Origin of the sequence: Klebsiella sp. X13 (genome assembly GCF_003323835.1) — a bacterium.
Taxonomy (GTDB): Bacteria; Pseudomonadota; Gammaproteobacteria; order Enterobacterales; family Enterobacteriaceae; genus Klebsiella; species Klebsiella ornithinolytica.
The window spans coordinates 3317682-3343539 of sequence record NZ_CP030874.1 but is presented as its reverse complement, the minus strand read 5'-3'; the positions used below and the strand labels follow the sequence as shown (position 1 = coordinate 3343539).

The window sequence follows — 25858 nt, the reverse complement described above, 5'->3', positions numbered from 1 at the left end:
GGGTTGTGGAATAACACGTTAATGAACCTTTTAAAATCACTGGCAGCAGTCAGTTCGATGACCATGTTTTCACGCGTTCTGGGGTTTGCGCGTGATGCTATCGTCGCCCGAATTTTTGGCGCAGGGATGGCGACGGATGCCTTTTTCGTCGCGTTTAAATTACCGAATTTGCTGCGCCGTATCTTCGCTGAAGGGGCGTTCTCTCAGGCATTTGTTCCCATTCTTGCCGAATATAAAAGCAAGCAGGGCGAAGATGCGACCCGCGTGTTTGTGGCCTATGTCTCTGGCCTGCTGACGCTGGTTCTGGCGGTCGTTACCGTTCTTGGAATGCTGGCGGCACCCTGGGTGATTACCGTGACCGCGCCCGGTTTTGCCGACAGCCCGGATAAATTTACCCTGACCACCCAGCTGCTGCGCATCACCTTTCCTTATATTCTGCTGATTTCACTGGCGTCGCTAGCCGGGGCGATTCTCAACACCTGGAACCGTTTTTCCGTTCCCGCTTTCGCTCCGACGTTCCTCAACGTCAGTATGATTGGTTTTGCTCTGTTTGCCGCACCCTATTTCCATCCGCCCATGCTGGCGATGGCGTGGGCGGTCACCGTCGGCGGCGTGCTGCAGCTGGCCTATCAACTGCCGCATCTGAAAAAGATTGGCATGCTGGTTCTGCCGCGCATTAACCTGAAAGATGCCGGCGCAATGCGGGTGGTCAAACAGATGGGGCCGGCGATCCTCGGCGTCTCCGTCAGCCAGATTTCATTGATTATCAACACCATCTTTGCCTCGTTCCTGGTATCCGGTTCGGTGTCGTGGATGTATTACGCGGATCGCCTGATGGAGTTTCCGTCCGGGGTCCTTGGCGTGGCGCTGGGGACTATCCTGCTGCCATCGCTGTCAAAAAGCTTTGCCAGCGGTAATCATGATGAGTACTGCCGCCTGATGGACTGGGGGCTGCGCCTGTGCTTTCTGCTGGCGTTGCCAAGCGCCGTGGCGCTGGGGATCCTGGCGAAGCCGCTCACCGTGGCGCTGTTCCAGTACGGGAAATTCAGCGCGTTTGATGCGGCGATGACCCAACGCGCGCTGGTGGCTTACTCCGTCGGACTGATGGGACTGATTGTCGTTAAGGTACTGGCGCCGGGCTTTTATTCACGGCAGGACATTAAAACCCCGGTAAAAATCGCGATCGTTACGCTGATTATGACCCAGGTGATGAACCTGATCTTTATTGGCCCGCTGAAGCATGCCGGGCTGTCGCTCTCTATCGGCCTGGCGGCCTGTCTTAACGCCGGTCTGTTGTACTGGCAGCTGCGTAAGCAAAAGATCTTTACTCCGCAGCCGGGATGGTTCTCCTTCCTGCTGCGCCTGGTGGTTGCGGTGCTGGTGATGTCGGCGGCGCTGCTGGGTATGATGTATATCATGCCGGAGTGGTCGCAGGGCTCCATGCCGTTCCGTCTGCTGCGCCTGATGGCGGTTGTGGCGGCGGGCGTAGTGGCGTATTTTGCCACCTTAATGGCGCTGGGCTTCCGGGTAAAAGAGTTTGCCCGACGTACGGCCTGAGGTCATTCGCCGGATTGAAAAAGACCCGTTCCGCATGGCGGAGCGGGTCTTTTTTTATCGGACTGCGCGCGCTACGGATGCCAGACGGGCGCTTTCCCGCAGACGAATCGCGAGCGCAATCGCGCCGGTGACCACGGCCAGAACAACAACACCGTTCCAGCCGGCGACCACGTATAGCCGACTGCCGAGTACTGAACCGAGCGCCATCCCAATAAACACGCCGGTGAACAGCAGGGCGTTCAGGCGACCGCGAGCCTGCGGCTCGAGGCTATAAACCAGATTCTGGTGCGCGACCAGGCTGGACTGTAGACCGAGATCGAAGCCGATGGCCGAAAGACCGATTAGCAGCAGCTGACCATGTGGCGGCAGGACCGGCATCAGGAACATCAGGGCAAAAGAGAGGGTCACCAGGCCTGCACCCAGTTGAGTGACTCTTCCCGCGCCATATTTATCGGCCAGGCCACCCGCCAGCGGGGCGGCAAGGGCTCCGGCCGCTCCGGCGATGCCGAATCCCCCGGCCACGGCGCTGCCCATCTGATAATGTGCGAGCAGCATCACCGCCAGCGTTGACCAGAAGGCGCTGAAGGCTATGGATAAAAAGCCCTGAGCCACTGCCGCGCGTCGCAGCGCAGGATAGCGTTGCCACAGGTGCGCCATGGATTTCATCAGCTGCGGATAGCTTAGCGTGGAGTGAATCGCAAAGCGGGGAAGAATACGCCACATCAGCAGACCGATGAGAGCGATACTCACGGCTGCCGCCTGATACATCACCCGCCAACCGAACAGCGCCCCGACCAGGCCGCTGACGGTCCGCGAGAGCAGAATCCCCAGCAGCAGGCCGGTCATCACCGTCCCGACCATTTTTCCCTGCTTACCGGCCGGGGCCAGAATCGCTGCTGCCGGAACAATATCCTGCGCCATCGTCGCGGCCATCCCGATCAGTAAGCTGACCACCAGCAGTGAAGTGAGCTGGTCCGTCAGGCTACACAGCAGTAGCAGGACCGCCAGCGCCGCGCTTTTCAGCAGAATCAGCGTCCGCCGGTCGTGGCGATCGCCGAGCGGCAGCAGAAACAGAATGCCCAGCGCGTAGCCCGCCTGGGTCAGGGTCGGGACGAGACCCATCCCTTCAACGCTCAGGCGCAGGTTGGCACCCATCAGCGGGAGCAGGGGCTGGGCGTAATAAATAGAGGCAACGCTAAAACCAGCGCCAAGAGCGAGTATAAAAATGATCCAGCCTGCCTCGCGGGAGGATAGTGGAGTCGGGGTCATGATGAAGTCCTCGTAGATGAGATGGCGCTATTCTTCCCCGAATGCCGCTGGCGCGGTAGATAGCGTGGTGGTAAAACGGTTATACGTTTCACGTATAGAGAAAATGATAATGAAGAGGCAGGAGCGTATAGATCGCATCGAACTGATGCGGACCTTTATTCGAATCGTCGAGGCCGGTTCACTCTCTTCGGCGGCGCGGCAGCTGGAGACTACCCAGGCGACGGTCAGCCGCCGTCTGCAGTCGCTGGAGAGTATGCTCGGTAGCCGGCTGATCCTGCGCACAACCCATGCCATGAAGCTCACCGATGATGGCGAACGCTGTTACCAGCACGCGCGTCAGGTGGTAGATGCCTGGCTGGCGCTGGAGGACGAGATGAGTATCGCCGACGAGCGGCCGGTAGGGGTACTGCGCGTGCGTGCGCCTCATGCCTTTGGTCAGCAGCAGCTGCTGGGGCCGCTGGTCAGTTTTCTGCAGCGCTATCCGCAGCTGGCGGTGGAGTGGATGCTGAATGACAAAACCGTCGATTTTCTCAGTGACAATATCGATTGTGCGATTCGGGTGGGGGCTGAAGTTGACCCGGCCACGGTGTCGGTGCTGCTGGCCGAAGTTCCGCGTAGTCTGGTGGTCGCCCCGGAGCTGTTGTCGCGCTATCCGGCATTAGCGATACCTCAGGATCTGTCGCGGCTGCCGTGGGTGGCCATCAGTACCTTTTATCAACATGAAGTGGAGTTGCAGCATCAGGAGGATAGCCGGGAGCTTTCGTTTGGTATTGTGCCGTGCCTGAGTACCGATAGCGTGTATGTGGCCCGTAATACGGCGCTGGCGGGGCTGGGGGCTGCTATCGTGTCGAGTTGGGCTGTGACGGAGGATATCGCCGCCGGTCGGCTGATTGAGCCATTTCCGCAGTGGCGGGCCTCTCCGCTGCCGGTCCACCTGGTCTATCCGTGGGCGCGTTATTATCCGACCCGCCTGCGGAAGTTTCTCGATCTGATGCGCGAAGTGATGCCGCAGGTTGCCGGGATGCAGCGCCCGGAGGGGGAATAAAGAAACGGCCAGAGGCTAATATCGATTGTTTAAGGGGCGGCTGACCGATCCGGCAGAGGTGTAAGAATCCGTCATCTCACGGAGATTACCGTTTTTTATGCGGCGTGGTCAGGTTTTCAACATCTCTGCAGGAGTTTCTGTCCCGTCGTTCGCTGTTAAGCCAGGGATGTCATTTTTACGCTGGTTTATGCGAAAAGGGTCTTCGTACTCTGGCGCATGTGTTGTGTGGAATATTCCGTTCACGTGAGATTCCGCACGCTGCTGTTTCCTGCGCGACAGGCGAACGACCCAGGGCCGGTTTCGCCCGGCCCTGGGAACCCGGCATTGCGGCAGGAAAATCGTCGCGACGCGATACCTTTGTCTCCGCCGTCTGGCTGTTGGGGGACGGCAAGAGGTCACCTCCCTGTAAGGCTTGCCTCCGCCAGATGAAGACGGAGTGGAGCATACCGCGCAGCGACCGTTTTCAGCGCAATGCCGTTCACCCGCAGCGGGGGGGAGAAAAGTGGCGGATTTATCGTGAACGGAACATGCCACAAAAGTGAACGGAATACTCCACTGCACCCCCGCGGCAGACCCCTTTCGCGCCAACCACCGTTTACCGGCATCACCCTGTCCGGCGATAAAGCAAAAAAAATGCGGGTTACCTTTAAGTAACCCGCATTAGGCCTGTGGCCGGTTTTTTATGACGTACCGCGTTTACTCGGCAGGTTGTGGACGGGTAGGTTCCGCCGTCGCCTGGTGAGTTGCGCTGTGGCCGCCTGCTGCGCCTTTGCCGTCAAAGGCAAACGACGGGCGAACCCAGTCGCTGTGACGCGGCGCTTCTGGCTCGTAGGCCGGCGCCGGAGCACGCGTCATCGGGGCGGTGGCGTGGCGATGAGACACGACAACCGCTGCCGCTGGTGTAGCGACCACGACCGGAGCAGGCGCTGATTCGACGACCGGCACGGCTTCAACTACCGGAGCAGCTTCAACCACCGGAGCAGTTTCAACTACCGGAGTAGCTTCAACTACCGGAGTAGCTTCAACCACCGGCGCCGGTTCAATGACCTGCGGTGCCGGAGCTTCTGCTGCCACAACCGGGGCAGGTTCCTCAACAACGGCTTCTGCAGCCGTGTCTACCGCTACTGTTTCCGGCTCGGCAACAACCGGCGCAACAATGCTTTCTGCCTCAACTACCGGCGCTTCTGCGGCGATAATATCCTGCGGAGCAACCTCGGTTTCGCGGGCGACCTCCGGCTGAACAGTCTGCGCGGCTTCAGCGACGGTCGCTTCGGCTACGACAGGTTGTTCGGCGGCAACAGGCGCTGCTTCGGCAACCGCCGGGGCGACCACTTCTGCAATGGCAGCTTCAGCGACAGCAACAGGAGCGACAGTTTCAGTCACGGAGGCCTGAACCTGCTGTTCTTCCTGCTGTTGATCCTGCGGACGGGCAACCGGGTAACGAATCCACACTTTACCTGACGCCATTTCCGGAGATGCACAGGCTACGGTCAGCGGCATCGGCGACTGGGTCGGGTAACGCTCATCGCGGTAACGACGACGGCGCTGACCGCTGACGCGCAGATGACGCGGCGAGCGACGAGAGCGACGCGGCATACCGTTGGCTTCGCGAGACTCGTTGTTGTCGTCATGGTCGCCGTTACTTTCAACGACGGCAGGCAGATCGACTTTCGCCAGTTCCGTGCGCGGAGCGACAGCTTCCGGCTGGACCGCAGCCGCGGTTTCAACAACCTGAGCGGCCGTTTCTGCGACCGCAGACTCGATGCGAACCTTCTGGGATAACTGACGCGGTTTACGACGAGACATCGTCTGAACGCGTTCTTCCTGCTCGGCTTCCTGCTGGACTACCGGCTCTTCGCGCGTTTGTGGCTTAGCTTCCTGCGGCGCCTGGCGCTTCTCATCGTTACGACGACGATTACGCTCACGACGCGGCTGCTGCTCATCGCGCGCTTTGCCTTTTTCAGCATCCTCGGTCACCGTCTGGCGAGATTCACGCGGCTCGACATTCTGCTGCTGTTTCTCGCGACGATTACGGCGGTTTTCCTCGCGGGATTCACGAGGTTCACGGCCTTCGCTATTTTCAGCGCGGTTATCGCGGTTATCACGACCGTCGCGGTTATCACGGTTATCACGACGATCGTTGCGGTCGCGGCGATTGTTGGTCCGCGGTTTGCGACGTTCTTGCTGACGTTCCGGTTTCTCTTCGGCTTTCTTCTCTACCTGAGGTTCTGCCGGTTTAGCTTCTTCTGCACCGGAGAAGATGTTTTTCAGGGCACCAAAGAAGCGCGAGAGCAGACCAGGCTGCGCCGGCGCGGCAGCGGCAACCGCTGGTTTTGCGGCGGCAGGTGCGGCAACAGGAACTTCTTGCTCGGGTGCAGGCGGTACGTCCGGCATCACGAAGGTGGCCAGAGCCGGTTGCTCAGGGCGTTTACGCTCGGCCGGTTCTTCGTCCGCAGGCAGCGCCATCTCTTCTTCATGCAGTTTAGGCAGCAGATAGCTCAGGGTAGAGGTCTCTTCGCCTTTGCGTACGCGCAGCACGGAGTAGTGCGGGGTTTCCATCTGATCGTTCGGGACGATGATCACGCGAACGTCGCCCTGACGGGTTTCGATGGCGCTCACCGCAGCGCGTTTTTCGTTCAGCAGGTAGGACGCAATCGGCACAGGCACGATAGCGTGAACTTCCTGGGTGTTCTCTTTCAGCGCTTCTTCTTCAATCAGACGCAGGATCGAGAGCGACAGGGACTCGTTATCACGAACGGTGCCGGTACCGCTACAGCGCGGGCAGACGTGATGACTGGATTCACCCAGCGACGGGCTCAGACGCTGACGCGACATTTCGAGCAGGCCGAAGCGAGAAATATGGCTGATCTGGATACGGGCACGATCCTGACGCACCGCTTCGCGCAGGCGGTTTTCAACCGCGCGCTGGTGGCGCACCGGCGTCATGTCGATGAAGTCGATGACAATCAGGCCGCCGAGGTCACGCAGACGCAGCTGGCGGGCAATCTCATCGGCCGCTTCCAGGTTCGTGTTGAATGCCGTTTCTTCGATGTCACCGCCGCGGGTGGCGCGAGCGGAGTTGATATCGATAGCGGTTAACGCTTCGGTGCTGTCGATAACGATTGACCCGCCGGAAGGCAGGCGCACTTCGCGCTGGAAGGCGGATTCAATCTGCGATTCGATTTGGTAATGGCTGAACAGCGGGATTTCACCGGTGTACAGTTTGATTTTGCTGCTGAAATCCGGGCGACCCAGTGCGGCGATGTGCTGGCGAGCCAGCTCAAGCACTTTCGGGTTATCGATCAGGATTTCGCCGATGTCCTGGCGCAGGTAATCACGGAAGGCGCGCACGATAACGTTGCTTTCCTGATGAATCAGGAACGGCGCCGGGCGGCTATCAGCGGCTTTCTGGATGGCTTCCCAGTGTTTCAGACGGAAGCTCAGGTCCCACTGCAGCGCTTCGGCAGATTTGCCGACGCCCGCGGTACGCACGATAAGCCCCATGCCGTCCGGCAGCTCAAGGCTGGCCAGCGCTTCTTTCAGTTCGGTACGGTCGTCACCCTCGATACGGCGTGAAATGCCGCCCGCGCGCGGGTTGTTCGGCATCAGTACCAGATAGCTACCCGCCAGGCTGATAAAGGTGGTGAGCGCGGCACCTTTGTTGCCACGTTCTTCTTTATCAATCTGAACAATTACTTCCTGACCTTCACGCAGAACATCCTTAATATTCGGACGACCGTGAGAATTGTAGTTGGCAGGGAAGTATTCGCGGGCGATTTCTTTGAGGGGGAGGAAACCATGACGCTCGGCGCCGTAATCAACAAACGCGGCTTCAAGGCTAGGTTCAATACGGGTAATTTTGCCTTTGTAGATGTTCGCTTTTTTCTGTTCGTGCCCGGGGCTTTCGATATCCAGGTCGTACAGGCGCTGCCCATCAACAAGGGCGACGCGCAACTCTTCCTGCTGAGTTGCGTTGATTAACATTCTTTTCATCGTAACTTACTCATTATTCTTACATTGACGACTAAGCTGCGGGCAGAGTATTGCCTTGCCGGGGAAAACCGATGGCCTCGTGTCTGTTTCACGTCGCCAACCTCACGGTTGTCGCGCGCTTAAGAGGCGCAGAGTGTCGGTCGCCTGTATTTCAAACGGAAACACAGCGCAATTAGCAGGGGAACAGCCTGGGATGTATCACCAGAGAAGATTCCATTTATACACGTCATTTTTCAGGTTGCTTCTGCTTCGGCTTGCTCGTTCACCCCTGTCGCTGACCTACTGATGATGTCAGTTCCGGAGATTCTCTCTTTCGCCGCCTTGGCGCATCCTGAATAATTTTGCGTATATCTCGTCGTCTTTCACGTTACAGATGTAGTGGCTTAACCCGCTCATCTCAATCAGCGGACTGAGTAGAGCACCCGGGAATACCCGGAGTCGACGCCTTCCTGCGACGTGAAATCCATAGAGGCCTGTACCGGTAAGGACTGCAACCCGCAGCCCGCTAACTGTCTGAAAGATCAATACGTCTTACGCCATTGCTGCGTGGATGATCGGTCAGACAAAATTGGTCATTCCGCTAATTTCTTGTTCTAACAAGATTCAACACGGAAAACGGCATCATTATTCCATTGCTAACCTTGTTATAGCAAGTTGACTTTTACCTTTTATCACCCGGTTACTCACAGTTTTTTCACCAGCGCATACAGATTGTTCTAATAACAAACAAAACGCTGATGAAGCATTCAATGAAAACCGGATAATGATAAATATAAGCATATAAAAATGAGTGGCGCTAATGCGTCGGGCTATTTAGAATCGCGCACCATGAAAACTGAGACTCCAAGCGTAAAAATGGTTGCCATTACCGCCGATGAAGCGGGGCAACGCATCGATAACTTTTTGCGTACGCAGCTAAAGGGCGTACCGAAGAGCATGATTTATCGCATCCTGCGTAAAGGCGAGGTGCGGGTGAATAAAAAACGCGTCAAGCCGGAATACAAGCTGGAAGCCGGCGACGAAATCCGCATTCCTCCCGTTCGGGTTGCCGAGCGTGAAGAAGAAGCCGTCTCCCCGCATCTGCAGAAGGTGTCGGCGCTGGCCGATGTGATTCTGTATGAGGATGACCATATTCTGGTGCTGAATAAACCTTCCGGTACCGCGGTGCACGGCGGCAGCGGCCTGAGTTTCGGCGTCATTGAAGGCCTGCGCGCGCTGCGTCCGGAAGCCCGTTTCCTCGAACTGGTTCACCGCCTTGACCGCGATACCTCCGGCGTACTGCTGGTGGCGAAGAAGCGCTCCGCACTGCGTTCGCTGCATGAACAGCTGCGCGAAAAAGGAATGCAGAAGGATTATCTGGCGCTGGTGCGCGGGCAGTGGCAGTCGCACACCAAAGTGGTGCAGGCACCGCTGCTGAAAAACATTCTGCAGAGCGGCGAACGTATCGTTCGCGTCAGTCAGGAAGGAAAACCGTCGGAGACGCGCTTTAAGGTTGAAGAGCGCTATACGCACGCGACGCTGGTTCGCTGCAGTCCGGTTACCGGGCGTACGCATCAGATCCGCGTTCACACGCAGTATGCGGGCCACCCGATTGCTTTTGACGACCGTTATGGCGACCGCGAGTTTGACAAACAGCTGGCTGGCACCGGCCTGAATCGGTTGTTCCTCCATGCCGCCGCGCTGAAATTTACTCATCCGGGGACCGGGGAAGTAATGCGTGTCGAAGCGCCGCTGGATAACCAGCTGAAGCGCTGCCTGCAGGTGCTACGTAATAGCAAATGATCGTCCCGGCGGACGGTGAGTCCGCCGCTGTCATCTGCCGCGTCGCTGTGCCAGCCTTCACCGCGACCTTTACACCTTTCCGGGGCAATTCATCCGCAGCACGCCGCGCCTGCGCGATATCCCCATACCACACAACCAATCAAGATTGCCGGTGTACTCCATCGCCAGACCTCCGGGTCAGGCGCCAGACAGCGGTCGACTCGCTCCCCGCAGCCACTGATCTGTTGTCAGCGCCATCCTGACTTCGGCAATAGCCGTGTTGTGTCGTCCACCAGCGGATGGATAAACAGACCGACAGTCCGCGCCATCTAATCAGGCTGGCGGGGTAATGGGCAGCCGGGGTCGATACGTGAGTGAATCCACGGTCATTTCAGTCGACAGGGGAAAAGAGATGACTGGTTGAGACGAGAAAAATCAGGGCAAAGAAGCAGGCCAGAACGGCGGTTCCGGCCCGGCAGAATAAACGGCTAGCGCAACAGCGGATTACAGCCTTCCCGGCGTAGCATCTGACACAGGGCGATCAGCGGCAGGCCCACCAGCGCATTCGGGTCGCGTCCTTCCAGGCGTTCGAAGAGGGTAATGCCCAGTCCTTCACTTTTAAAACTCCCGGCGCAGTGTAGCGGACGCTCTTTGCGCACATAATTGTCTATTTCCTGCTCGCTTAAATGGCGAAAATGGACATCAAAGGGTTCACACTCGGTTTGTAGATGGCCGTTGGCGGAATTATAAAGCGCCAGCCCGGTATAAAAGGTCACAATCGTGCCGCTGGCTTTCCTTAACTGCAGGCGCGCATTCTCTTCGCTGTGTGGCTTGCCGGTAATTTCGCCATCGAGGACGCAGACCTGATCGGAACCGATAATTAAGTGCCGCGGATAGCGCTCGGCAAGAGCCTGCGCCTTTGCCTGTGCCAGACGGACCACCAGCTGGCGGGCGGGTTCGCCTGGATGAGGGGTTTCGTCGACGTCAGGCGCCGCGCAGTCAAACGGCATTGCCAGTTTTTCCAGCAACATTCGCCGCCAGGGCGATGTCGATGCCAGGATAAGCTCAGACATATTTTTTCATCCACATATAGCGCTTCGAAGAGCATCATTTTAAACTATGGGCCGCAATGTGTGCGAATAAATGGCGAAAGGCAACCTGAGGCTGCCTTTTTCTTTGACTCTATGACATTACAAAGTTAATATGCGCGCCCTATGCAAAAGGTAAAATTACCCCTGACTCTCGATCCGGTTCGCACGGCTCAAAAACGCCTCGATTACGAAGGTATTTATGCCCGTGATCAGGTTGAACGTGTAGCCGATTCAGTCGTCAGCGTGGACACCGATGTGGAATGCAGCATGTCGTTCGCTATTGATAATCAGCGCCTTGCCGTTATTACCGGCGATGCAAAGGTATCAGTAACCCTCGAATGTCAGCGTTGCGGGAAACCGTTCCCCCATCATGTCCACACAACGTATTGTTTTAGCCCCGTCAGAAATGACGAACAGGCCGAAGCACTGCCGGAAGCGTATGAGCCGATTGAGGTTAACGAATTCGGTGAAATCGACCTGCAAGCGATGGTTGAGGATGAAATCATTCTCTCCTTGCCTGTAGTTCCGGTGCATGATTCTGAACACTGTGAAGTGTCCGACGCGGACATGGTCTTTGGTGAACTGCCTGAAGAGGCACAAAAACCAAATCCATTTGCCGTATTAGCCAGCTTAAAGCATAAGTAATTGAGGAGTAAGGTCCATGGCCGTACAACAGAATAAACCAACCCGTTCCAAACGTGGCATGCGTCGTTCCCATGACGCTCTGACCGCAGTCACCAGCCTGTCTGTAGACAAAACTTCTGGTGAGAAACACCTGCGTCACCACATCACTGCCGACGGTTTCTACCGCGGTCGCAAGGTTATCGCTAAGTAATCACGCACTACTCCATGGATTTCGCGCGGCAAGAGGCGTAAGCGAGGACATCGCTGGCAGCATAGACAACTATGCGATCGGGATGAACAAGCGCAGTCAACATACTTGTAGCGTGAAAGACAAAGAGTATAAGCGTGATGAAGCTTAGCGAGGATTTCCCCAGGTGACTGGGGAATAACCGAACCGGGCAGCGACGATACCTTGACACGTCTAACCCTGGCGTTAGATGTCATGGGGGGTGATTTTGGCCCATCCGTGACAGTGCCTGCAGCACTGCAGGCACTGAACTCTAATTCGCAACTCACACTTCTTTTAGTCGGCGACCCCGACACCATCACGCCATTACTTGCCAAAGCTGATTTCGAACAACGTTCGCGACTGCAGGTGATCCCTGCGCAGTCAGTTATTGCTAGTGATGCGCGGCCCGCTCAGGCGATCCGCAGTAGCCGCGGAAGCTCAATGCGCGTGGCGCTGGAGTTAGTAAAAGAAGGGCGGGCGGAAGCCTGCGTCAGCGCGGGGAATACCGGTGCGCTGATGGGGCTGGCAAAATTATTACTCAAACCCATTGAAGGGATTGAGCGTCCGGCGCTGGTGACGGTCTTACCGCATCAGCAAAAGGGCAAAACGGTGGTGCTTGATTTAGGCGCCAACGTAGATTGCGATAGTACGATGCTGGTGCAGTTTGCGGTGATGGGCGCCGTACTGGCCGAAGAAGTGGTCGGCATTGAGAACCCCCGCGTCGCGCTGCTGAACATCGGCGAAGAAGAGATGAAGGGCCTCAGCAGTATTCGCGATGCCGCTGCGGTGCTAAAGACACTGCCGTCGCTGAACTATATCGGCTATCTTGAAGCCAACGAACTATTGACGGGCAAAACCGATGTGCTGGTTTGTGATGGATTCACGGGCAACGTCACATTAAAAACTATGGAAGGTGTTGTCAGAATGTTCCTCTCGCTGCTGAAATCACAGGGTGAGGGCAAAAAACGGTCGTGGTGGCTGCTGTTATTGAAGCGTTGGTTACAAAAAAGCCTGGCCAGGCGATTCAGTCACCTCAACCCCGACCAGTATAATGGCGCCTGTCTGTTAGGATTGCGCGGTTCCGTGATTAAGAGTCACGGTGCTGCCAATCAGCGCGCCTTCAGCGTGGCGATAGAGCAGGCAGTGCAGGCGGTGCAGCGGCAAATTCCTCAGCGGATCGCCGCTCGCCTGGAATCTTTATACCCAGCAGGTTTCGAACTGCCCACGGGCGACAGAAACGGGAACTCCCGGCAGCAAAGCGGGACGAACGAAGAAGGCTGACGACCAGCGGTTTGAACAAGGCGGGTATATTACCCAAGAGTGACTGAGCGTACATGTATACGAAGATTATTGGTACCGGCAGTTATCTGCCCGAGCAAGTGCGTACTAACGCCGACCTGGAAAAAATGGTAGAGACGTCTGACGAGTGGATTGTCACTCGTACGGGTATCCGTGAACGTCGTATTGCTGCACCGAATGAAACCGTTGCTACGCTGGGTTTTGAAGCGGCAAAAAATGCGCTGGATATGGCGGGCGTTAAACCGGAGCAAATTGGTCTGATCGTTGTTGCGACCACCTCGGGTACTCACGCATTTCCAAGTTCAGCGTGTCAGATTCAGGCTATGCTGGGTATTAATGGCTGCCCGGCCTTTGACGTAGCGGCGGCGTGCGCAGGGTTTACCTACGCGCTGAGCATCGCCGATCAATACGTGAAAAACGGAGCCGTGGACTATGCGCTGGTGATTGGCGCTGACGTTCTGGCGCGCACCTGCAATCCTGACGATCGCGGGACGATCATTATTTTTGGTGATGGCGCGGGAGCCGTCGTACTGGGCGCTTCTGAAGAGCCGGGGATCATTTCCACCCACCTGCATGCGGATGGCCGCTACGGCGAGCTGTTAACGCTGCCGAACGCCGATCGCGTAGAGCCGGAAAATCCGATCTATCTGACGATGGCGGGCAACGAAGTGTTTAAAGTTGCCGTGACCGAGCTGGCGCACATTGTTGATGAGACGCTGGCGGCGAACAATCTCGATCGCTCGGCGCTGGACTGGCTGGTACCGCATCAGGCTAACCTGCGCATCATCAGCGCGACGGCGAGAAAACTGGGAATGTCGATGGATAACGTGGTGGTGACGCTCGATCGTCATGGCAATACCTCCGCGGCTTCCGTTCCCTGTGCGCTGGATGAAGCGGTTCGCGATGGCCGCATCCAGCGTGGTCAGCTGATTCTGCTGGAAGCCTTTGGTGGCGGTTTCACCTGGGGTTCCGCGCTGGTTCGTTTTTAGTATAAGGATTTAGACATGACGCAATTTGCTTTTGTGTTCCCGGGACAAGGTTCTCAGACGGTCGGCATGTTGTCTGACATGGCAGCGGCGTATCCGGTTATCGAAGAAACTTTCCGTGAAGCCTCTGCGGCGTTGGGTTACGATCTGTGGGCGCTTGCTCAGCAGGGCCCGGCGGAAGAACTGAACAAAACCTGGCAAACTCAGCCTGCGCTGCTGACTGCTTCCGTGGCGCTGTATCGCGTCTGGCAGCAGCAGGGCGGTAAGACCCCGGCTCTGCTGGCGGGTCATAGCCTGGGTGAGTATTCCGCGCTGGTTTGCGCCGGCGTGATTGATTTTGCCGACGCGGTGCGTCTGGTCGAAATGCGCGGCAAATTTATGCAGGAAGCTGTTCCGGAAGGGACCGGCGCCATGTCAGCGATTATCGGTCTTGACGATGCGTCTATTGCCAAAGCCTGCGAAGAGTCTGCCGAAGGGCAGGTCGTGGCTCCGGTCAACTTTAACTCGCCGGGCCAGGTGGTCATTGCCGGCAACAAAGAAGCCGTTGAGCGTGCCGGTGCCGCCTGCAAAGCTGCCGGTGCTAAACGTGCGCTGCCGCTGCCGGTGAGCGTCCCGTCCCACTGCGCGCTGATGAAGCCTGCGGCGGAAAAACTGGCGGTTGAACTGCAAAACATCACCTTTAACGCACCGGTTATTTCGGTGGTGAACAACGTTGATGTGAAGTGTGAAACGGCGCCAGACGCGATTCGCGATGCGCTGATTCGCCAGCTGTACAGCCCGGTTCAGTGGACCAAAACCGTTGAGTTTATGGCATCCCAGGGCGTAGAGCATCTGTATGAAGTGGGACCGGGTAAAGTCCTCACCGGTCTGACCAAACGTATTGTTGACACCCTGACCGCTTCCGCGCTTAACGAGCCAGCAGCGATGTCTGCGGCGCTTGAGCAATAAAAGAGGAATACCATGAGTTTTGAAGGAAAAATCGCGCTGGTTACCGGTGCAAGTCGCGGCATTGGCCGCGCAATCGCAGAAACGCTTGTCGCCCGTGGCGCAAAAGTGATCGGCACGGCCACCAGCGAAAGCGGTGCGCAGGCGATCAGCGATTACCTCGGTGCTAATGGCAAAGGTATGCTGTTGAATGTGACCGATCCGGCATCTATCGAATCTGTTCTGGGAAATATTCGCGCAGAGTTTGGTGAAGTTGATATCCTGGTTAATAATGCCGGTATTACTCGTGATAACCTGTTAATGCGAATGAAAGATGATGAGTGGAACGATATTATCGAAACCAACCTGTCATCAGTTTTCCGTCTGTCAAAAGCAGTAATGCGCGCTATGATGAAAAAGCGTCACGGCCGCATTATTACTATCGGTTCTGTGGTCGGTACCATGGGAAATGCTGGTCAGGCCAACTACGCTGCGGCGAAAGCGGGTCTGATTGGTTTTAGTAAATCGCTGGCACGTGAAGTCGCGTCCCGCGGTATTACTGTTAACGTTGTTGCTCCGGGCTTTATTGAAACGGACATGACGCGTGCGCTGTCTGAAGATCAGCGTGCGGGTATTCTGGCGCAAGTTCCTGCGGGTCGCCTCGGCGATGCAAAAGAAATCGCCAGTGCGGTTGCGTTCTTAGCTTCTGACGAAGCAGGTTACATCTCTGGTGAAACCCTGCACGTCAACGGCGGAATGTATATGGTCTGACCGAGATTTGCACAAAACGCTCAGGAACCGCGCAGTCTGTGCGATCCCGAATGCGGTTTTGTGCAAAATGATTTGCGTTCTGAGGGCAAACACCCGCAAAATAGCGTAAAATCGTGGTAAGACCTGCCGGGATTTAGTTGCAAATTTTTCAACATTTTATACACTACGAAAACCATCGCGAAAGCGAGTTTTGATAGGAAATTTAAGAGTATGAGCACTATCGAAGAACGCGTTAAGAAAATTATCGGCGAACAGCTGGGCGTTAAGCAGGAAGAAGTTACCAACAATGCTTCCTTCGTTGAAGACCTGGGCGCTGATTCTCTTGACACCGTTGAGCTGGTAATGGCTCTGGAAGAAGAGTTTGATACTGAGATTCCGGACGAAGAAGCTGAGAAAATCACCACTGTTCAGGCTGCCATTGATTACATCAACGGTCACCAGGCGTAAGTGAACATCTCCAGGCGGTCATTCGACCGCCTGAGTTTTATCTTTTTGTCCCACAAGAATCTATTTTCCCTCCCTGGAGGACAACCGTGTCTAAGCGTCGTGTAGTTGTGACCGGACTGGGCATGTTGTCTCCTGTCGGCAATACCGTAGAGTCTACCTGGAAAGCTCTCCTTGCCGGTCAGAGTGGCATCAGCCTGATCGACCATTTCGATACTAGCGCCTATGCAACAAAATTTGCTGGCTTAGTAAAGGATTTTAACTGTGATGACATTATCTCGCGCAAAGAACAGCGCAAGATGGATGCCTTCATTCAATATGGAATTGTCGCTGGCGTTCAGGCCATGCAGGATTCTGGTCTTGAAGTAACGGAAGAGAACGCAACCCGCATCGGTGCCGCTATTGGTTCCGGCATTGGCGGTCTCGGCCTGATCGAGGAAAACCACAGTTCGTTGACCAACGGCGGACCTCGTAAGATCAGCCCGTTCTTTGTACCGTCTACAATTGTTAACATGGTGGCCGGGCATTTGACCATCATGTTTGGTCTGCGTGGGCCGAGTATTTCTATCGCGACCGCTTGTACCTCTGGCGTACACAATATTGGTCAGGCTGCGCGTATCATTGCGTACGGCGATGCTGACGCAATGGTGGCCGGCGGTGCGGAAAAAGCCAGTACCCCGCTTGGCGTGGGTGGCTTTGGTGCCGCGCGTGCGCTCTCAACCCGCAACGACAATCCGCAGGCGGCAAGCCGTCCGTGGGATAAAGATCGTGACGGTTTTGTGCTGGGCGACGGTGCGGGTATGGTCGTGCTGGAAGAGTACGAACACGCCAAAAAACGCGGCGCGAAAATCTACGCGGAAATCGTCGGCTTTGGTATGAGCAGCGATGCTTACCATATGACGTCTCCTCCGGAGAATGGTGCCGGTGCGGCCCTGGCGATGGTGAATGCCATCCGCGATGCAGGGATTGAACCGGGCCAGATTGCTTACGTCAATGCGCACGGCACCTCGACGCCGGCGGGCGATAAAGCAGAAGCGCAGGCGGTTAAATCTGTCTTCGGCGATGCTGCAAGCCGCGTGATGGTCAGCTCAACCAAATCAATGACCGGGCACCTGCTGGGCGCCGCCGGAGCAGTAGAATCGATCTACTCCATCCTGGCGCTGCGCGATGGCGTGGTTCCGCCGACCATCAACCTGGATAATCCGGATGAGGGTTGTGACCTGGACTTCGTTCCGCACGAAGCGCGTCAGGTTTCCGGTATGGAGTACGCGCTGTGTAACTCCTTCGGCTTTGGTGGCACCAACGGTTCACTGATCTTTAAAAAGATCTAAGCCCGTCGCGCCTGCCGCTAAATCCTGACTCAGGCCTGCATAAAATGCGGGCCTTCTTTTTTCTTCAGCTTTCTCTGCTTGTCCTGCGTAATTCATCCTGAGACACTGACAGGCCACCGATAAGGAGCCGCTATGTTCTTGATTAATGGCATTGAACGGGACACCCTCGCCGCCAGTGACCGGGCAATCCAGTTCGGCGACGGGTGCTTTACCACCGCACGTATCGTGGGACATCAAGTGCAGATGTTGCCGGCCCATCTCCGACGTTTGCAGCTGGCCTGCGCAGCGCTCATGATTCCCTACGCACAATGGCAGCAGCTGGAAGCTGAAATGCAGCGCCTGGCGCTTGAACAGCAAAGCGGCGTGCTGAAAGTGATACTGACCCGGGGGGCGGGCGGTCGCGGCTACAGCGGCGCGAGCTGTCAGAGTCCCACACGTATCCTCAGCGTTTCAGCTTATCCCGCCCATTATGCGCGCTGGCAAGAAACCGGCGTTGCGCTGACGCTAAGCCCGGTTCGCCTGGGGCGTAATCCATTGCTGGCCGGGCTGAAGCATCTGAACCGACTGGAGCAGGTGTTGATCCGGTCTCATCTTGAGCAGACGGACGCCGATGAGGCGCTGGTTCTTGACAGCGACGGGTGGCTTACGGAATGCTGTGCCGCAAATCTGTTCTGGCGCAAGGGGATGGATGTGTTTACGCCACGTCTCGATCATGCCGGAGTCAATGGCATTATGCGTCAGCATTGCATCGCGCAGCTGGCACAATCGCCGTTTCGCGTTGTCGAAGTCACTGCGGGCGCAGATGCCTTGCGTGATGCCGATGAAGTGCTGATATGCAATGCGCTGATGCCGCTGGTACCGGTTCGCCGCTGGGACGAGACATGCTGGTCCTCGCGAGAGCTTTATCATTTTTTAGCCCCACTGTGTGAGCTGTCTGGTTAGTCATGAAGAAAATGTTACGTTTTATCCTGCTGTTATTGGTCGTGCTGGGCATTGCTGCAGGCGCGGGCATCTGGAAAGTTCGTCAGCTTGCCCAGAGCAAGCTGCTGATTAAAGAAGAGACGATCTTCACCTTAGAGGCCGGTACCGGGCGCATGGCGCTGGGCGAACAGCTGTACGGCGATAAGGTCATTAACCGGCCGCGCGTATTCCAGTGGCTGCTACGTCTTGAGCCTGAATTATCCCACTTTAAAGCCGGTACCTACCGCTTCACGCCGAACATGACGGTGCGTGAAATGCTGCAACTGCTGGGCAGCGGCAAAGAGGCCCAGTTCCCGCTGCGGTTTGTGGAAGGGATGCGGGTGAGCGACTACCTGCGTCAGCTGCGCGATGCGCCGTACATCAAACATACGCTGGCGGACGATCGCTACGAAACCGTCGCCCAGGCGCTTAACCTCGAGCATGCGGACTGGGTTGAAGGCTGGTTCTGGCCGGATACCTGGATGTATACCGCCCATACCAGCGATGTGGCGATCCTCAAGCGCGCGCATCAGAAGATGGTCGCGCAGGTCGAAAAAGCCTGGGAAGGGCGGATGGATAATCTGCCGTACAAAGATCAGAACCAGCTGCTGACCATGGCGTCCATTATTGAAAAAGAGACGGCGGTTGCCGCAGAACGCGACCGCGTGGCGTCGGTATTTATCAATCGTCTGCGGATTGGCATGCGTCTGCAAACCGACCCGACCGTGATCTACGGTATGGGGGAGAGTTATACTGGCAAGCTGACTCGCAAAGATCTGGAGACGCCGACGGCCTACAATACCTACGCGATCGGCGGTTTGCCGCCGGGGCCTATCGCCGTACCGGGAGAAGCCTCTCTGAACGCCGCGGCGCACCCGGCGAAAACGCCTTATCTCTATTTTGTTGCCGATGGTAAAGGTGGGCATACGTTTAATACCAATCTGGCCAGCCACAACCGCTCGGTACAGGATTATCTGAAAGTACTTAAGGAAAAAAATGCGCAATAACTATATCGTTATCGAAGGCCTGGAAGGCGCAGGGAAGACCACCGCGCGCAATCTGGTGGTGGAGGCGCTGCAGGAGTCGGGTATCAGCGATCTGGTGTTTACCCGTGAGCCGGGCGGCACTATTCTGGCCGAGAAGCTGCGCAGCCTGGTGCTGGATATTCAATCCACCGGCGATGAAGTGATTAATGACAAAGCCGAAGTGCTGATGTTTTACGCCGCCCGCGTTCAGCTGGTCGAGACGGTGATCAAACCCGCTCTGGCTCGCGGCCAATGGGTCATCGGCGATCGTCACGATCTGTCGACCCAGGCCTATCAGGGCGGCGGTCGCGGTATCGACCAGACGATGCTGGCGACGCTGCGTGATGCGGTACTGGGCGATTTTCGCCCGCACCTGACGCTGTATCTGGATGTGACGCCGGAGGTGGGTCTGAAGCGCGCGCGCGCGCGCGGCGAACTCGATCGCATTGAACAAGAGTCGCTGGATTTCTTCAATCGTACCCGGGCGCGCTACCTTGAGCTGGCGGCGCAGGATCCTACTATTCACACCATCGATGCGACGCAATCGCTGGACGCCGTCGCAAGCGATATCAGGGCGGTTATCAGTCGGTGGGTCGCGGAGCAAAGCGCATGAAATGGTACCCGTGGTTACGCCCGTCATTTGAACAATTAGTCGCCGGCTATCAGGCTGGACGGGGTCACCATGCGTTACTGCTTCAGGCATTGCCTGGCATGGGGGGCGAGGCGCTGATCTATGCGCTGTGCCGCTATCTCATGTGCCGCCAGCCGGAAGGAAATAAAAGCTGCGGGCAGTGCCATAGCTGCCAGCTGATGCAGGCTGGCACGCACCCCGATTACTACACCCTGGCGCCGGAAAAAGGCAAAAGCGCCCTCGGTATTGACGCGGTGCGTGACGTTAACGAAAAGCTGTATGAGCGTTCCCGTCTTGGCGGCGCCAAAGTGGTATGGATAGGCGATGCTGCCTTGTTAACGGATGCCGCGGCAAATGCCCTGTTAAAAACGCTGGAAGAACCGCCGGAAAACACCTGGTTTTTCCTCGCCTGTCAGGAACCCGCGCGGTTGCTGGCCACGCTGCGCAGCCGCTGTCGCCTCCATCACCTTGCGCCACCGTCAGAGTCCTACGGGCTGGCGTGGCTGGAACGCGAGGTGGCACTGCCTCAGGAGGCGCTGCTCTCCGCGCTACGCCTGAGCGCGAATGCGCCTGCGGCGGCGCTGGATCTGCTGCAGGAAAGTCACTGGGCTTCCCGGCAGCAGCTGGTCCAGACGCTGGCGAGCGTGTTAAGCAGCGGCGACTGGCTGGCGCTGCTGCCGATTCTGAATCACGAACAGGCCGCAGTTCGTTTGCACTGGCTGGCATCGCTGCTGCTGGATGCACAAAAACGGCAGCAGGGAATCACCCTGGTGAGTAACCCTGATGCCTGGACGCTGGTCAATCAGCTGGCGCAGGCGCTGCCTGCCGCCCGCTTGCAGGCGATCGCACGCGACGTCAGCGCCTGCCGGGACCAGCTGTTGAACGTGGTTGGCGTCAACCGCGAACTGCTGCTAACCGAGCGCCTTCTGCGCTGGGAACATTACCTGCAACCTGGGACGGTACTTCCCGTATCCCACCTCTGAGCGAGACATTATGTTTTTAGTCGACTCCCACTGCCATCTGGATGGCCTGGATTATCAAACGCTGCACAAAGACGTGGACGATGTGCTGGCAAAAGCCGCTGCCCGTGACGTGAAGTTTTTCCTCGCGGTGGCCACGACGCTGCCGGGATACCGCGGAATGCGTGAGTTGGTCGGCCCGCGCGACAATGTGGTTTTCTCCTGCGGCGTCCATCCGCTCAATCAGGATGAAGAGTACGATGTTGACGAGCTGCGCAAGCTGGCGGCGGAAGAGGGGGTTGTCGCAATGGGGGAGACCGGGCTGGACTATTTTTACACGCCGGAAACCAAACCCCGCCAGCAGGCTTCCTTTCGCGATCATATCCGCATTGGCCGCGAGTTAAACAAGCCGGTTATCGTGCATACCCGCGACGCGCGCGCCGACACGCTGGCGATTTTACAGGAAGAAAAAGTGACGGATTGCGGTGGCGTACTACACTGTTTCACTGAGGACAGGGAGACGGCAGGTAAACTGCTGGATATGGGTTTCTATATCTCGTTTTCCGGGATCGTCACCTTCCGTAATGCCGAACAGCTGCGCGATGCCGCGCGCTATGTTCCGCTCGACCGTCTGCTGGTGGAAACCGACTCGCCGTATCTGGCGCCGGTCCCGCATCGCGGCAAAGAAAACCAGCCGGCAATGGTACGCGATGTTGCGGAATACATGGCGGTACTGAAGGGGGTTTCGCTTGAGCAGCTGGCGCAACAGACCACGCAAAATTTCGCCAGCCTGTTCCACATTGACCCCGCCAGACTGTAACCTGCCGATCTTTCTATTATTTTAAGGCTCGTAATTAATAGGTAAAGCGAGTAAAGTTCACCGCCACAAAATGGGCGGTGAAGGGTTTTTTGCAACATCCAGACACGGCTTATGTAAGTTGGTGTAAATTTTTCAACGCTGACTGATTGAAACGTGATAGCCGTCAAACAATGATTCCGTCAATTATTTTACTCTGTGTAATAAATAAAGGGCGCTTAGATGTCCTGTCCACGGCACGGTTCTCCCCCCGTGCCAATGCGTGAAAACGTAAAAAGCACCAAATACTCAGGAGCACTCTCAATTATGTTTAAGAATGCATTTGCTAACCTGCAGAAGGTCGGTAAATCGCTGATGCTGCCGGTCTCCGTGCTGCCTATCGCAGGTATCCTGCTGGGCGTCGGTTCCGCAAACTTCAGCTGGCTGCCAGCCGTTGTTTCCCACGTTATGGCAGAAGCAGGCGGTTCAGTCTTTGCCAATATGCCATTGATCTTCGCTATCGGTGTGGCGCTTGGCTTCACCAATAACGACGGCGTATCTGCGCTGGCTTCCGTTGTTGCTTACGGCATCATGGTGAAAACCATGGCGGTCGTTGCGCCGCTGGTTCTGCATTTACCTGCTGAAGAAATTGCGGCCAAACACCTGGCTGATACCGGCGTACTCGGCGGTATTATCTCTGGTGCTATTGCAGCGTACATGTTCAACCGCTTCTACCGTATCAAGCTGCCTGAATATCTGGGCTTCTTTGCGGGCAAGCGTTTTGTTCCGATTATCTCCGGTCTCGCCGCTATTTTCACCGGCGTGATCCTGTCCTTCATCTGGCCACCGATCGGTACTGCTATCCAGACCTTCTCTCAGTGGGCGGCATACCAGAACCCGGTTGTGGCGTTCGGTATCTACGGCTTCATCGAACGCTGCCTGGTACCGTTTGGTCTGCACCACATCTGGAACGTTCCTTTCCAGATGCAGATTGGTGAATACACCAACGCGGCAGGTCAGGTCTTCCACGGCGATATCCCTCGTTATATGGCAGGCGACCCGACTGCGGGTAAACTGTCCGGTGGCTTCCTGTTCAAAATGTACGGCCTGCCGGCTGCTGCTATCGCGATTTGGCACTCCGCTAAGCCGGAAAACCGCGCGAAAGTGGGCGGTATCATGATCTCCGCAGCGTTGACCTCGTTCCTGACCGGTATCACCGAGCCGATCGAGTTCTCCTTCATGTTCGTTGCGCCGATTCTGTACGTTATCCACGCAATTCTTGCCGGTCTGGCCTTCCCGATCTGTATCCTGCTGGGTATGCGTGATGGTACGTCGTTCTCTCACGGTCTGATCGACTTCATCGTCCTGTCTGGTAACAGCAGCAAGCTGTGGCTGTTCCCGATCGTCGGTATCTGCTATGCCATCGTCTACTACGTTATCTTCCGCGTGCTGATTAAAGCACTGGACCTGAAAACTCCAGGTCGTGAAGATACCACTGAAGACAGCAAAGCCGGTGCGACCAGCGAAATGGCTCCGGCACTGATTGCAGCGTTCGGCGGTAAAGACAACATCACTAACCTTGATGCATGCATCACCCGTCTGCGCGTCAGCGTGGCCGACGTAGCGAAAGTTGATCAGGCTGGCCTGAAAAAACTGGGCGCTGCTGGTGTGGTTGTTGCAGGTTCAGGTGTTCAGGCAATCTTCGGGACCAAATCCGATAACCTGAAAACTGAAATGGATGAATACATCCGCAGCAACTAAGTCGTGATGTGGGGAGACTAAGGCAGCCAACTGGCTGCCTTTTTTATTGCTGCCTTGGGCCGCGGATGAACAGGTGAACAAGAGACGAGATGGATGATATCGGGGATGAAAAAGCCCCCGCCATATTATTCACGAGCGGGGACTGACTGGTAGAGAACAGCTTAAATCGATAGATCAGAAGCTGTAGCTGGCATTAACTGAGAAGTTGCGTGGCGCACCATACACGCCGTAGCTACCCAGATAGTCGTAGTACTCTTTGTCGAACAGGTTGTTGACATTGCCCTGCACGGCAAAGTTTTTACTCACCTGGTAGCGGGTGAACAGATCGATAATCGTGTAACCGCTTTGGGTAATCGTGCTGACGTTGTTCGGGCCAGTATCAAGCTCTTGCCAGGTTTTATTCTGCCAGCGCGCGCCGCCGCCGATGGTCAATGCCGGCAACACTGGCAACTGGTAACGGGTGAACAACTTCAGTGAGGTACGCGGCTGGCTTGGGTTAACCGCATTTCCGTCTTCATCTTCTGCAACGTAGCGACTGCCGCCAAAGGTTAATTGCCAGTTATCGGTCAGCGCACCGTTCAGCTCAAATTCAATCCCTTTGCTGACGGTGCCATCGACAGATTTATATGCCGTCTGGCCACCAGAACCTGGAATTGTTGTCCCGGTATTCACGGCGACGTTGTCCTGTTCAATACGGAAGAGGGATACCGTTGCTGTCAGACGAGTGTCGAACCAGTCACCTTTCACGCCTGTTTCATAGCTCTTACCGGTCGTCGGATCGAGGAACACACTATTGATATCGCGCTGGCCGGTCGGCTGGAAGATAGAGGTATAGCTGGCGTAAACGGACCAGGTATCGTCGATGTCATAAATCAGGCCGGCATACGGGGTCACGTCGTCGAATTTTGCGTGACGGATTTCATCCGGCTGGCGCTCGAGGTTATATTTAGCGCTCCACTCTGTATAGCGGGCGCCAAGGATCAGGTGCAGCGGATCCGCAAGGGAGATGCGCGACGCGGCATACAGGGATTTCTGCCGGATCACGTCGCGCTGATAGAGCGCAAAATTGGACCATGCCGGGTCGGACAGCTTACCGTTATAGTCGTAAATACTGCCAACGTCCATCAGGCCATAGTTATCGTTAACCGGATAGGCGTTGTCATAGTTATTGCGCTGGCGGCTATAGCTGCCGCCGAACATGACTTCATGCTGGCGGCCCAGCAGGTTGTACCCGCCGCGTACGAATGCGTCCACTGAGTCCTGTTTACGTTGACCCTTGTTCCAGCCGCCCCAGGCGCCATACCATTTGGATGCGTCATACAGTCCCGTTGCTTTATCGGGATAACCGTCGATATACATTAACTTGCTGTCAAAGTTGGTTTCCGCGTGCATGGTATTGATTTTGGCTTCCCAGCCGTTATCAAAGCGCTGTGTGAGGTTGGCGAAGATTTTGGTTGAATCGACGTTAGAGTAGGTCCAGTCGGCCGCGGTGTTAAAGCCTCGACGGAAATGGGTCTTGCTGCCATCGCTGAACATTGACGGGAAACCGCCCCAGGTCGGGCTGTCTTCCTCACTCTCCTGATAGTCATAGCCCAACGAAAGAGTGGTGGAATCCGTGACGTCCGCATCCACGACGCCGTAGATGAATTTTTTACGATAGTGGTTACGTTCAACCCACGAATCCTTATCCTGGTAGCCGGTGATGACCCGTCCCCGGACGTTGCCCGACTCGGTTAACGGAGCCTGGAGATCCAATACATAACGTTGATTGTTCCAGCTGCCATAGGTGGCAGAAACCGAGCCTTTAAATTCTTTACTGTCGGCATGCTTACGTACCATGTTGACATAGGCTGAAGGGTTGCCCGTGCCGCTCATTAACCCCGCCGCGCCGCGTACTACTTCGATTTTGTCATAAATTGCCGTATCGCCAGCGGTATCGCCGAAGTTCCATCGGTTATCGAGGAACGTTGGCATATCTTCATACGCAAAGTTGCTGACGAAGAAGCCGCGGGAATAAAAGTTAGTACGATGGGTGTCAACGCGGGATGCGCTCACGCCGGTCGTATTATCCAGAACCTGTTCGATAGTGTTGAGTTCCTGGTCCTGCATGCGCTGCTGGCTGATGACACTGACGGATTGTGGGATATCCCGTTGTACTAATAGCAGTTTAGTGCCAGTGGTGGTGGTTTTAACGCTGTAATCCTGCTGCTGGGCATCAGGCCTGATTTCCGTTGTACCTTCTACAATGATGGTATCGTCGGTATCGGCGGCGGCAATGCTGAGGCCGGGATGAAGCGCCAGCGCAATACCAACGGCCAGCAGGGACGGCGCGATACGCCGATCCCGGGAATTAATCGTGAGAAGCATCATAAACCCTTAATCAAATAGTTATTGTTATGTGC

At 56.3% G+C, this 25858-nt stretch carries 21 protein-coding genes; 17 read left to right on the top strand and 4 right to left on the bottom strand.

Translation table 11 applies throughout. The annotated features are described in order from the left end of the window. The first annotated feature begins 21 nt into the window (after nucleotides 1-21). Nucleotides 22-1557, top strand: coding sequence for a murein biosynthesis integral membrane protein MurJ (gene murJ / locus DSD31_RS15880; RefSeq protein ID WP_015584653.1), 1536 nt, complete (start codon nucleotides 22-24; stop codon nucleotides 1555-1557). Nucleotides 1558-1611: 54 nt separating this feature from the next. Here murJ and DSD31_RS15875 read toward each other — a convergent pair whose 3' ends face one another. Next, nucleotides 1612-2826, bottom strand: coding sequence for an MFS transporter (locus DSD31_RS15875; protein WP_015584652.1), 1215 nt, complete (start codon nucleotides 2824-2826; stop codon nucleotides 1612-1614). Between the two features lie 16 nt (nucleotides 2827-2842). Between DSD31_RS15875 and DSD31_RS15870 the strand changes: the two genes are divergently transcribed. Next, nucleotides 2843-3871: a LysR family transcriptional regulator gene (locus DSD31_RS15870; protein ID WP_160873617.1), complete on the top strand. Its 1029-nt coding sequence runs from the start codon at nucleotides 2843-2845 to the stop codon at nucleotides 3869-3871. 696 nt (nucleotides 3872-4567) lie between these two features. Here the strand turns inward: DSD31_RS15870 and rne are convergent. Continuing rightward, a complete protein-coding gene (rne, locus tag DSD31_RS15865; protein ID WP_113991175.1) occupies nucleotides 4568-7864 on the bottom strand; it encodes a ribonuclease E in 3297 nt (1098 codons plus the stop codon). A gap of 828 nt (nucleotides 7865-8692) precedes the next feature. Here rne and rluC point away from each other — a divergent pair. Beyond that, nucleotides 8693-9646 carry a 23S rRNA pseudouridine(955/2504/2580) synthase RluC gene (gene rluC / locus DSD31_RS15850; protein WP_015584649.1) on the top strand — a complete coding sequence of 318 codons (954 nt, stop codon included), beginning with the start codon at nucleotides 8693-8695 and terminating at the stop codon, nucleotides 9644-9646. A 467-nt stretch (nucleotides 9647-10113) separates the two neighbouring features. On the opposite strand, the gene DSD31_RS15845 is transcribed toward rluC, so the two are convergent. Continuing rightward, nucleotides 10114-10698 carry a Maf family protein gene (locus DSD31_RS15845; RefSeq protein ID WP_015584648.1) on the bottom strand — a complete coding sequence of 195 codons (585 nt, stop codon included), beginning with the start codon at nucleotides 10696-10698 and terminating at the stop codon, nucleotides 10114-10116. A gap of 141 nt (nucleotides 10699-10839) precedes the next feature. Between DSD31_RS15845 and yceD the strand changes: the two genes are divergently transcribed. The 14 genes from yceD (at nucleotide 10840) to ptsG (ending at nucleotide 23456) form a co-directional block, all read left to right on the top strand. Then, the gene (yceD, locus tag DSD31_RS15840) at nucleotides 10840-11361 is read left to right on the top strand and encodes a 23S rRNA accumulation protein YceD (protein WP_004860507.1); all 522 of its coding nucleotides are present in this window, start codon (nucleotides 10840-10842) and stop codon (nucleotides 11359-11361) included. Nucleotides 11362-11377: 16 nt separating this feature from the next. Next, nucleotides 11378-11551 (top strand): 50S ribosomal protein L32, encoded by a 174-nt coding sequence (gene rpmF, locus DSD31_RS15835; RefSeq protein ID WP_000290724.1) that lies wholly within the window; start codon nucleotides 11378-11380, stop codon nucleotides 11549-11551. A 201-nt stretch (nucleotides 11552-11752) separates the two neighbouring features. Next, entirely contained in the window at nucleotides 11753-12850 is a 1098-nt protein-coding gene (plsX, locus tag DSD31_RS15830; RefSeq protein ID WP_071824628.1) for a phosphate acyltransferase PlsX, read from the top strand. A gap of 53 nt (nucleotides 12851-12903) precedes the next feature. Beyond that, complete coding sequence (locus DSD31_RS15825; protein WP_004860509.1) at nucleotides 12904-13857, top strand: beta-ketoacyl-ACP synthase III; 954 nt, start codon at nucleotides 12904-12906, stop codon at nucleotides 13855-13857. A 15-nt stretch (nucleotides 13858-13872) separates the two neighbouring features. Next, a complete protein-coding gene (gene fabD, locus DSD31_RS15820; RefSeq protein WP_004860511.1) occupies nucleotides 13873-14802 on the top strand; it encodes an ACP S-malonyltransferase in 930 nt (309 codons plus the stop codon). Nucleotides 14803-14814: 12 nt separating this feature from the next. Beyond that, nucleotides 14815-15549 carry a 3-oxoacyl-ACP reductase FabG gene (gene fabG, locus DSD31_RS15815; RefSeq protein WP_004860512.1) on the top strand — a complete coding sequence of 245 codons (735 nt, stop codon included), beginning with the start codon at nucleotides 14815-14817 and terminating at the stop codon, nucleotides 15547-15549. Nucleotides 15550-15759: 210 nt separating this feature from the next. Then, a complete protein-coding gene (gene acpP, locus DSD31_RS15810; RefSeq protein ID WP_000103754.1) occupies nucleotides 15760-15996 on the top strand; it encodes an acyl carrier protein in 237 nt (78 codons plus the stop codon). An 86-nt stretch (nucleotides 15997-16082) separates the two neighbouring features. Then, complete coding sequence (gene fabF, locus DSD31_RS15805; RefSeq protein ID WP_004860514.1) at nucleotides 16083-17324, top strand: beta-ketoacyl-ACP synthase II; 1242 nt, start codon at nucleotides 16083-16085, stop codon at nucleotides 17322-17324. 132 nt (nucleotides 17325-17456) lie between these two features. Next, a complete protein-coding gene (pabC, locus tag DSD31_RS15800; protein WP_004860517.1) occupies nucleotides 17457-18266 on the top strand; it encodes an aminodeoxychorismate lyase in 810 nt (269 codons plus the stop codon). Between the two features lie 2 nt (nucleotides 18267-18268). Then, nucleotides 18269-19291 (top strand): cell division protein YceG, encoded by a 1023-nt coding sequence (yceG, locus tag DSD31_RS15795; protein WP_004860519.1) that lies wholly within the window; start codon nucleotides 18269-18271, stop codon nucleotides 19289-19291. Beyond that, nucleotides 19281-19922 (top strand): dTMP kinase, encoded by a 642-nt coding sequence (gene tmk / locus DSD31_RS15790; protein ID WP_113991174.1) that lies wholly within the window; start codon nucleotides 19281-19283, stop codon nucleotides 19920-19922. Before yceG ends, tmk begins: the two co-directional genes overlap by 11 nt. Beyond that, nucleotides 19919-20923, top strand: a complete 1005-nt coding sequence (gene holB / locus DSD31_RS15785; RefSeq protein ID WP_069476085.1) for a DNA polymerase III subunit delta' — start codon at nucleotides 19919-19921, stop codon at nucleotides 20921-20923. Before tmk ends, holB begins: the two co-directional genes overlap by 4 nt. Nucleotides 20924-20933: 10 nt before the next feature. Next, the gene (locus DSD31_RS15780; RefSeq protein WP_004860525.1) at nucleotides 20934-21719 is read left to right on the top strand and encodes a metal-dependent hydrolase; all 786 of its coding nucleotides are present in this window, start codon (nucleotides 20934-20936) and stop codon (nucleotides 21717-21719) included. A 303-nt stretch (nucleotides 21720-22022) separates the two neighbouring features. Beyond that, entirely contained in the window at nucleotides 22023-23456 is a 1434-nt protein-coding gene (ptsG, locus tag DSD31_RS15775; RefSeq protein WP_004860526.1) for a PTS glucose transporter subunit IIBC, read from the top strand. Nucleotides 23457-23630: 174 nt separating this feature from the next. Here ptsG and fhuE read toward each other — a convergent pair whose 3' ends face one another. Next, nucleotides 23631-25826 (bottom strand): ferric-rhodotorulic acid/ferric-coprogen receptor FhuE, encoded by a 2196-nt coding sequence (gene fhuE / locus DSD31_RS15770; protein ID WP_113991173.1) that lies wholly within the window; start codon nucleotides 25824-25826, stop codon nucleotides 23631-23633. Between the last annotated feature and the right edge of the window lie 32 nt (nucleotides 25827-25858).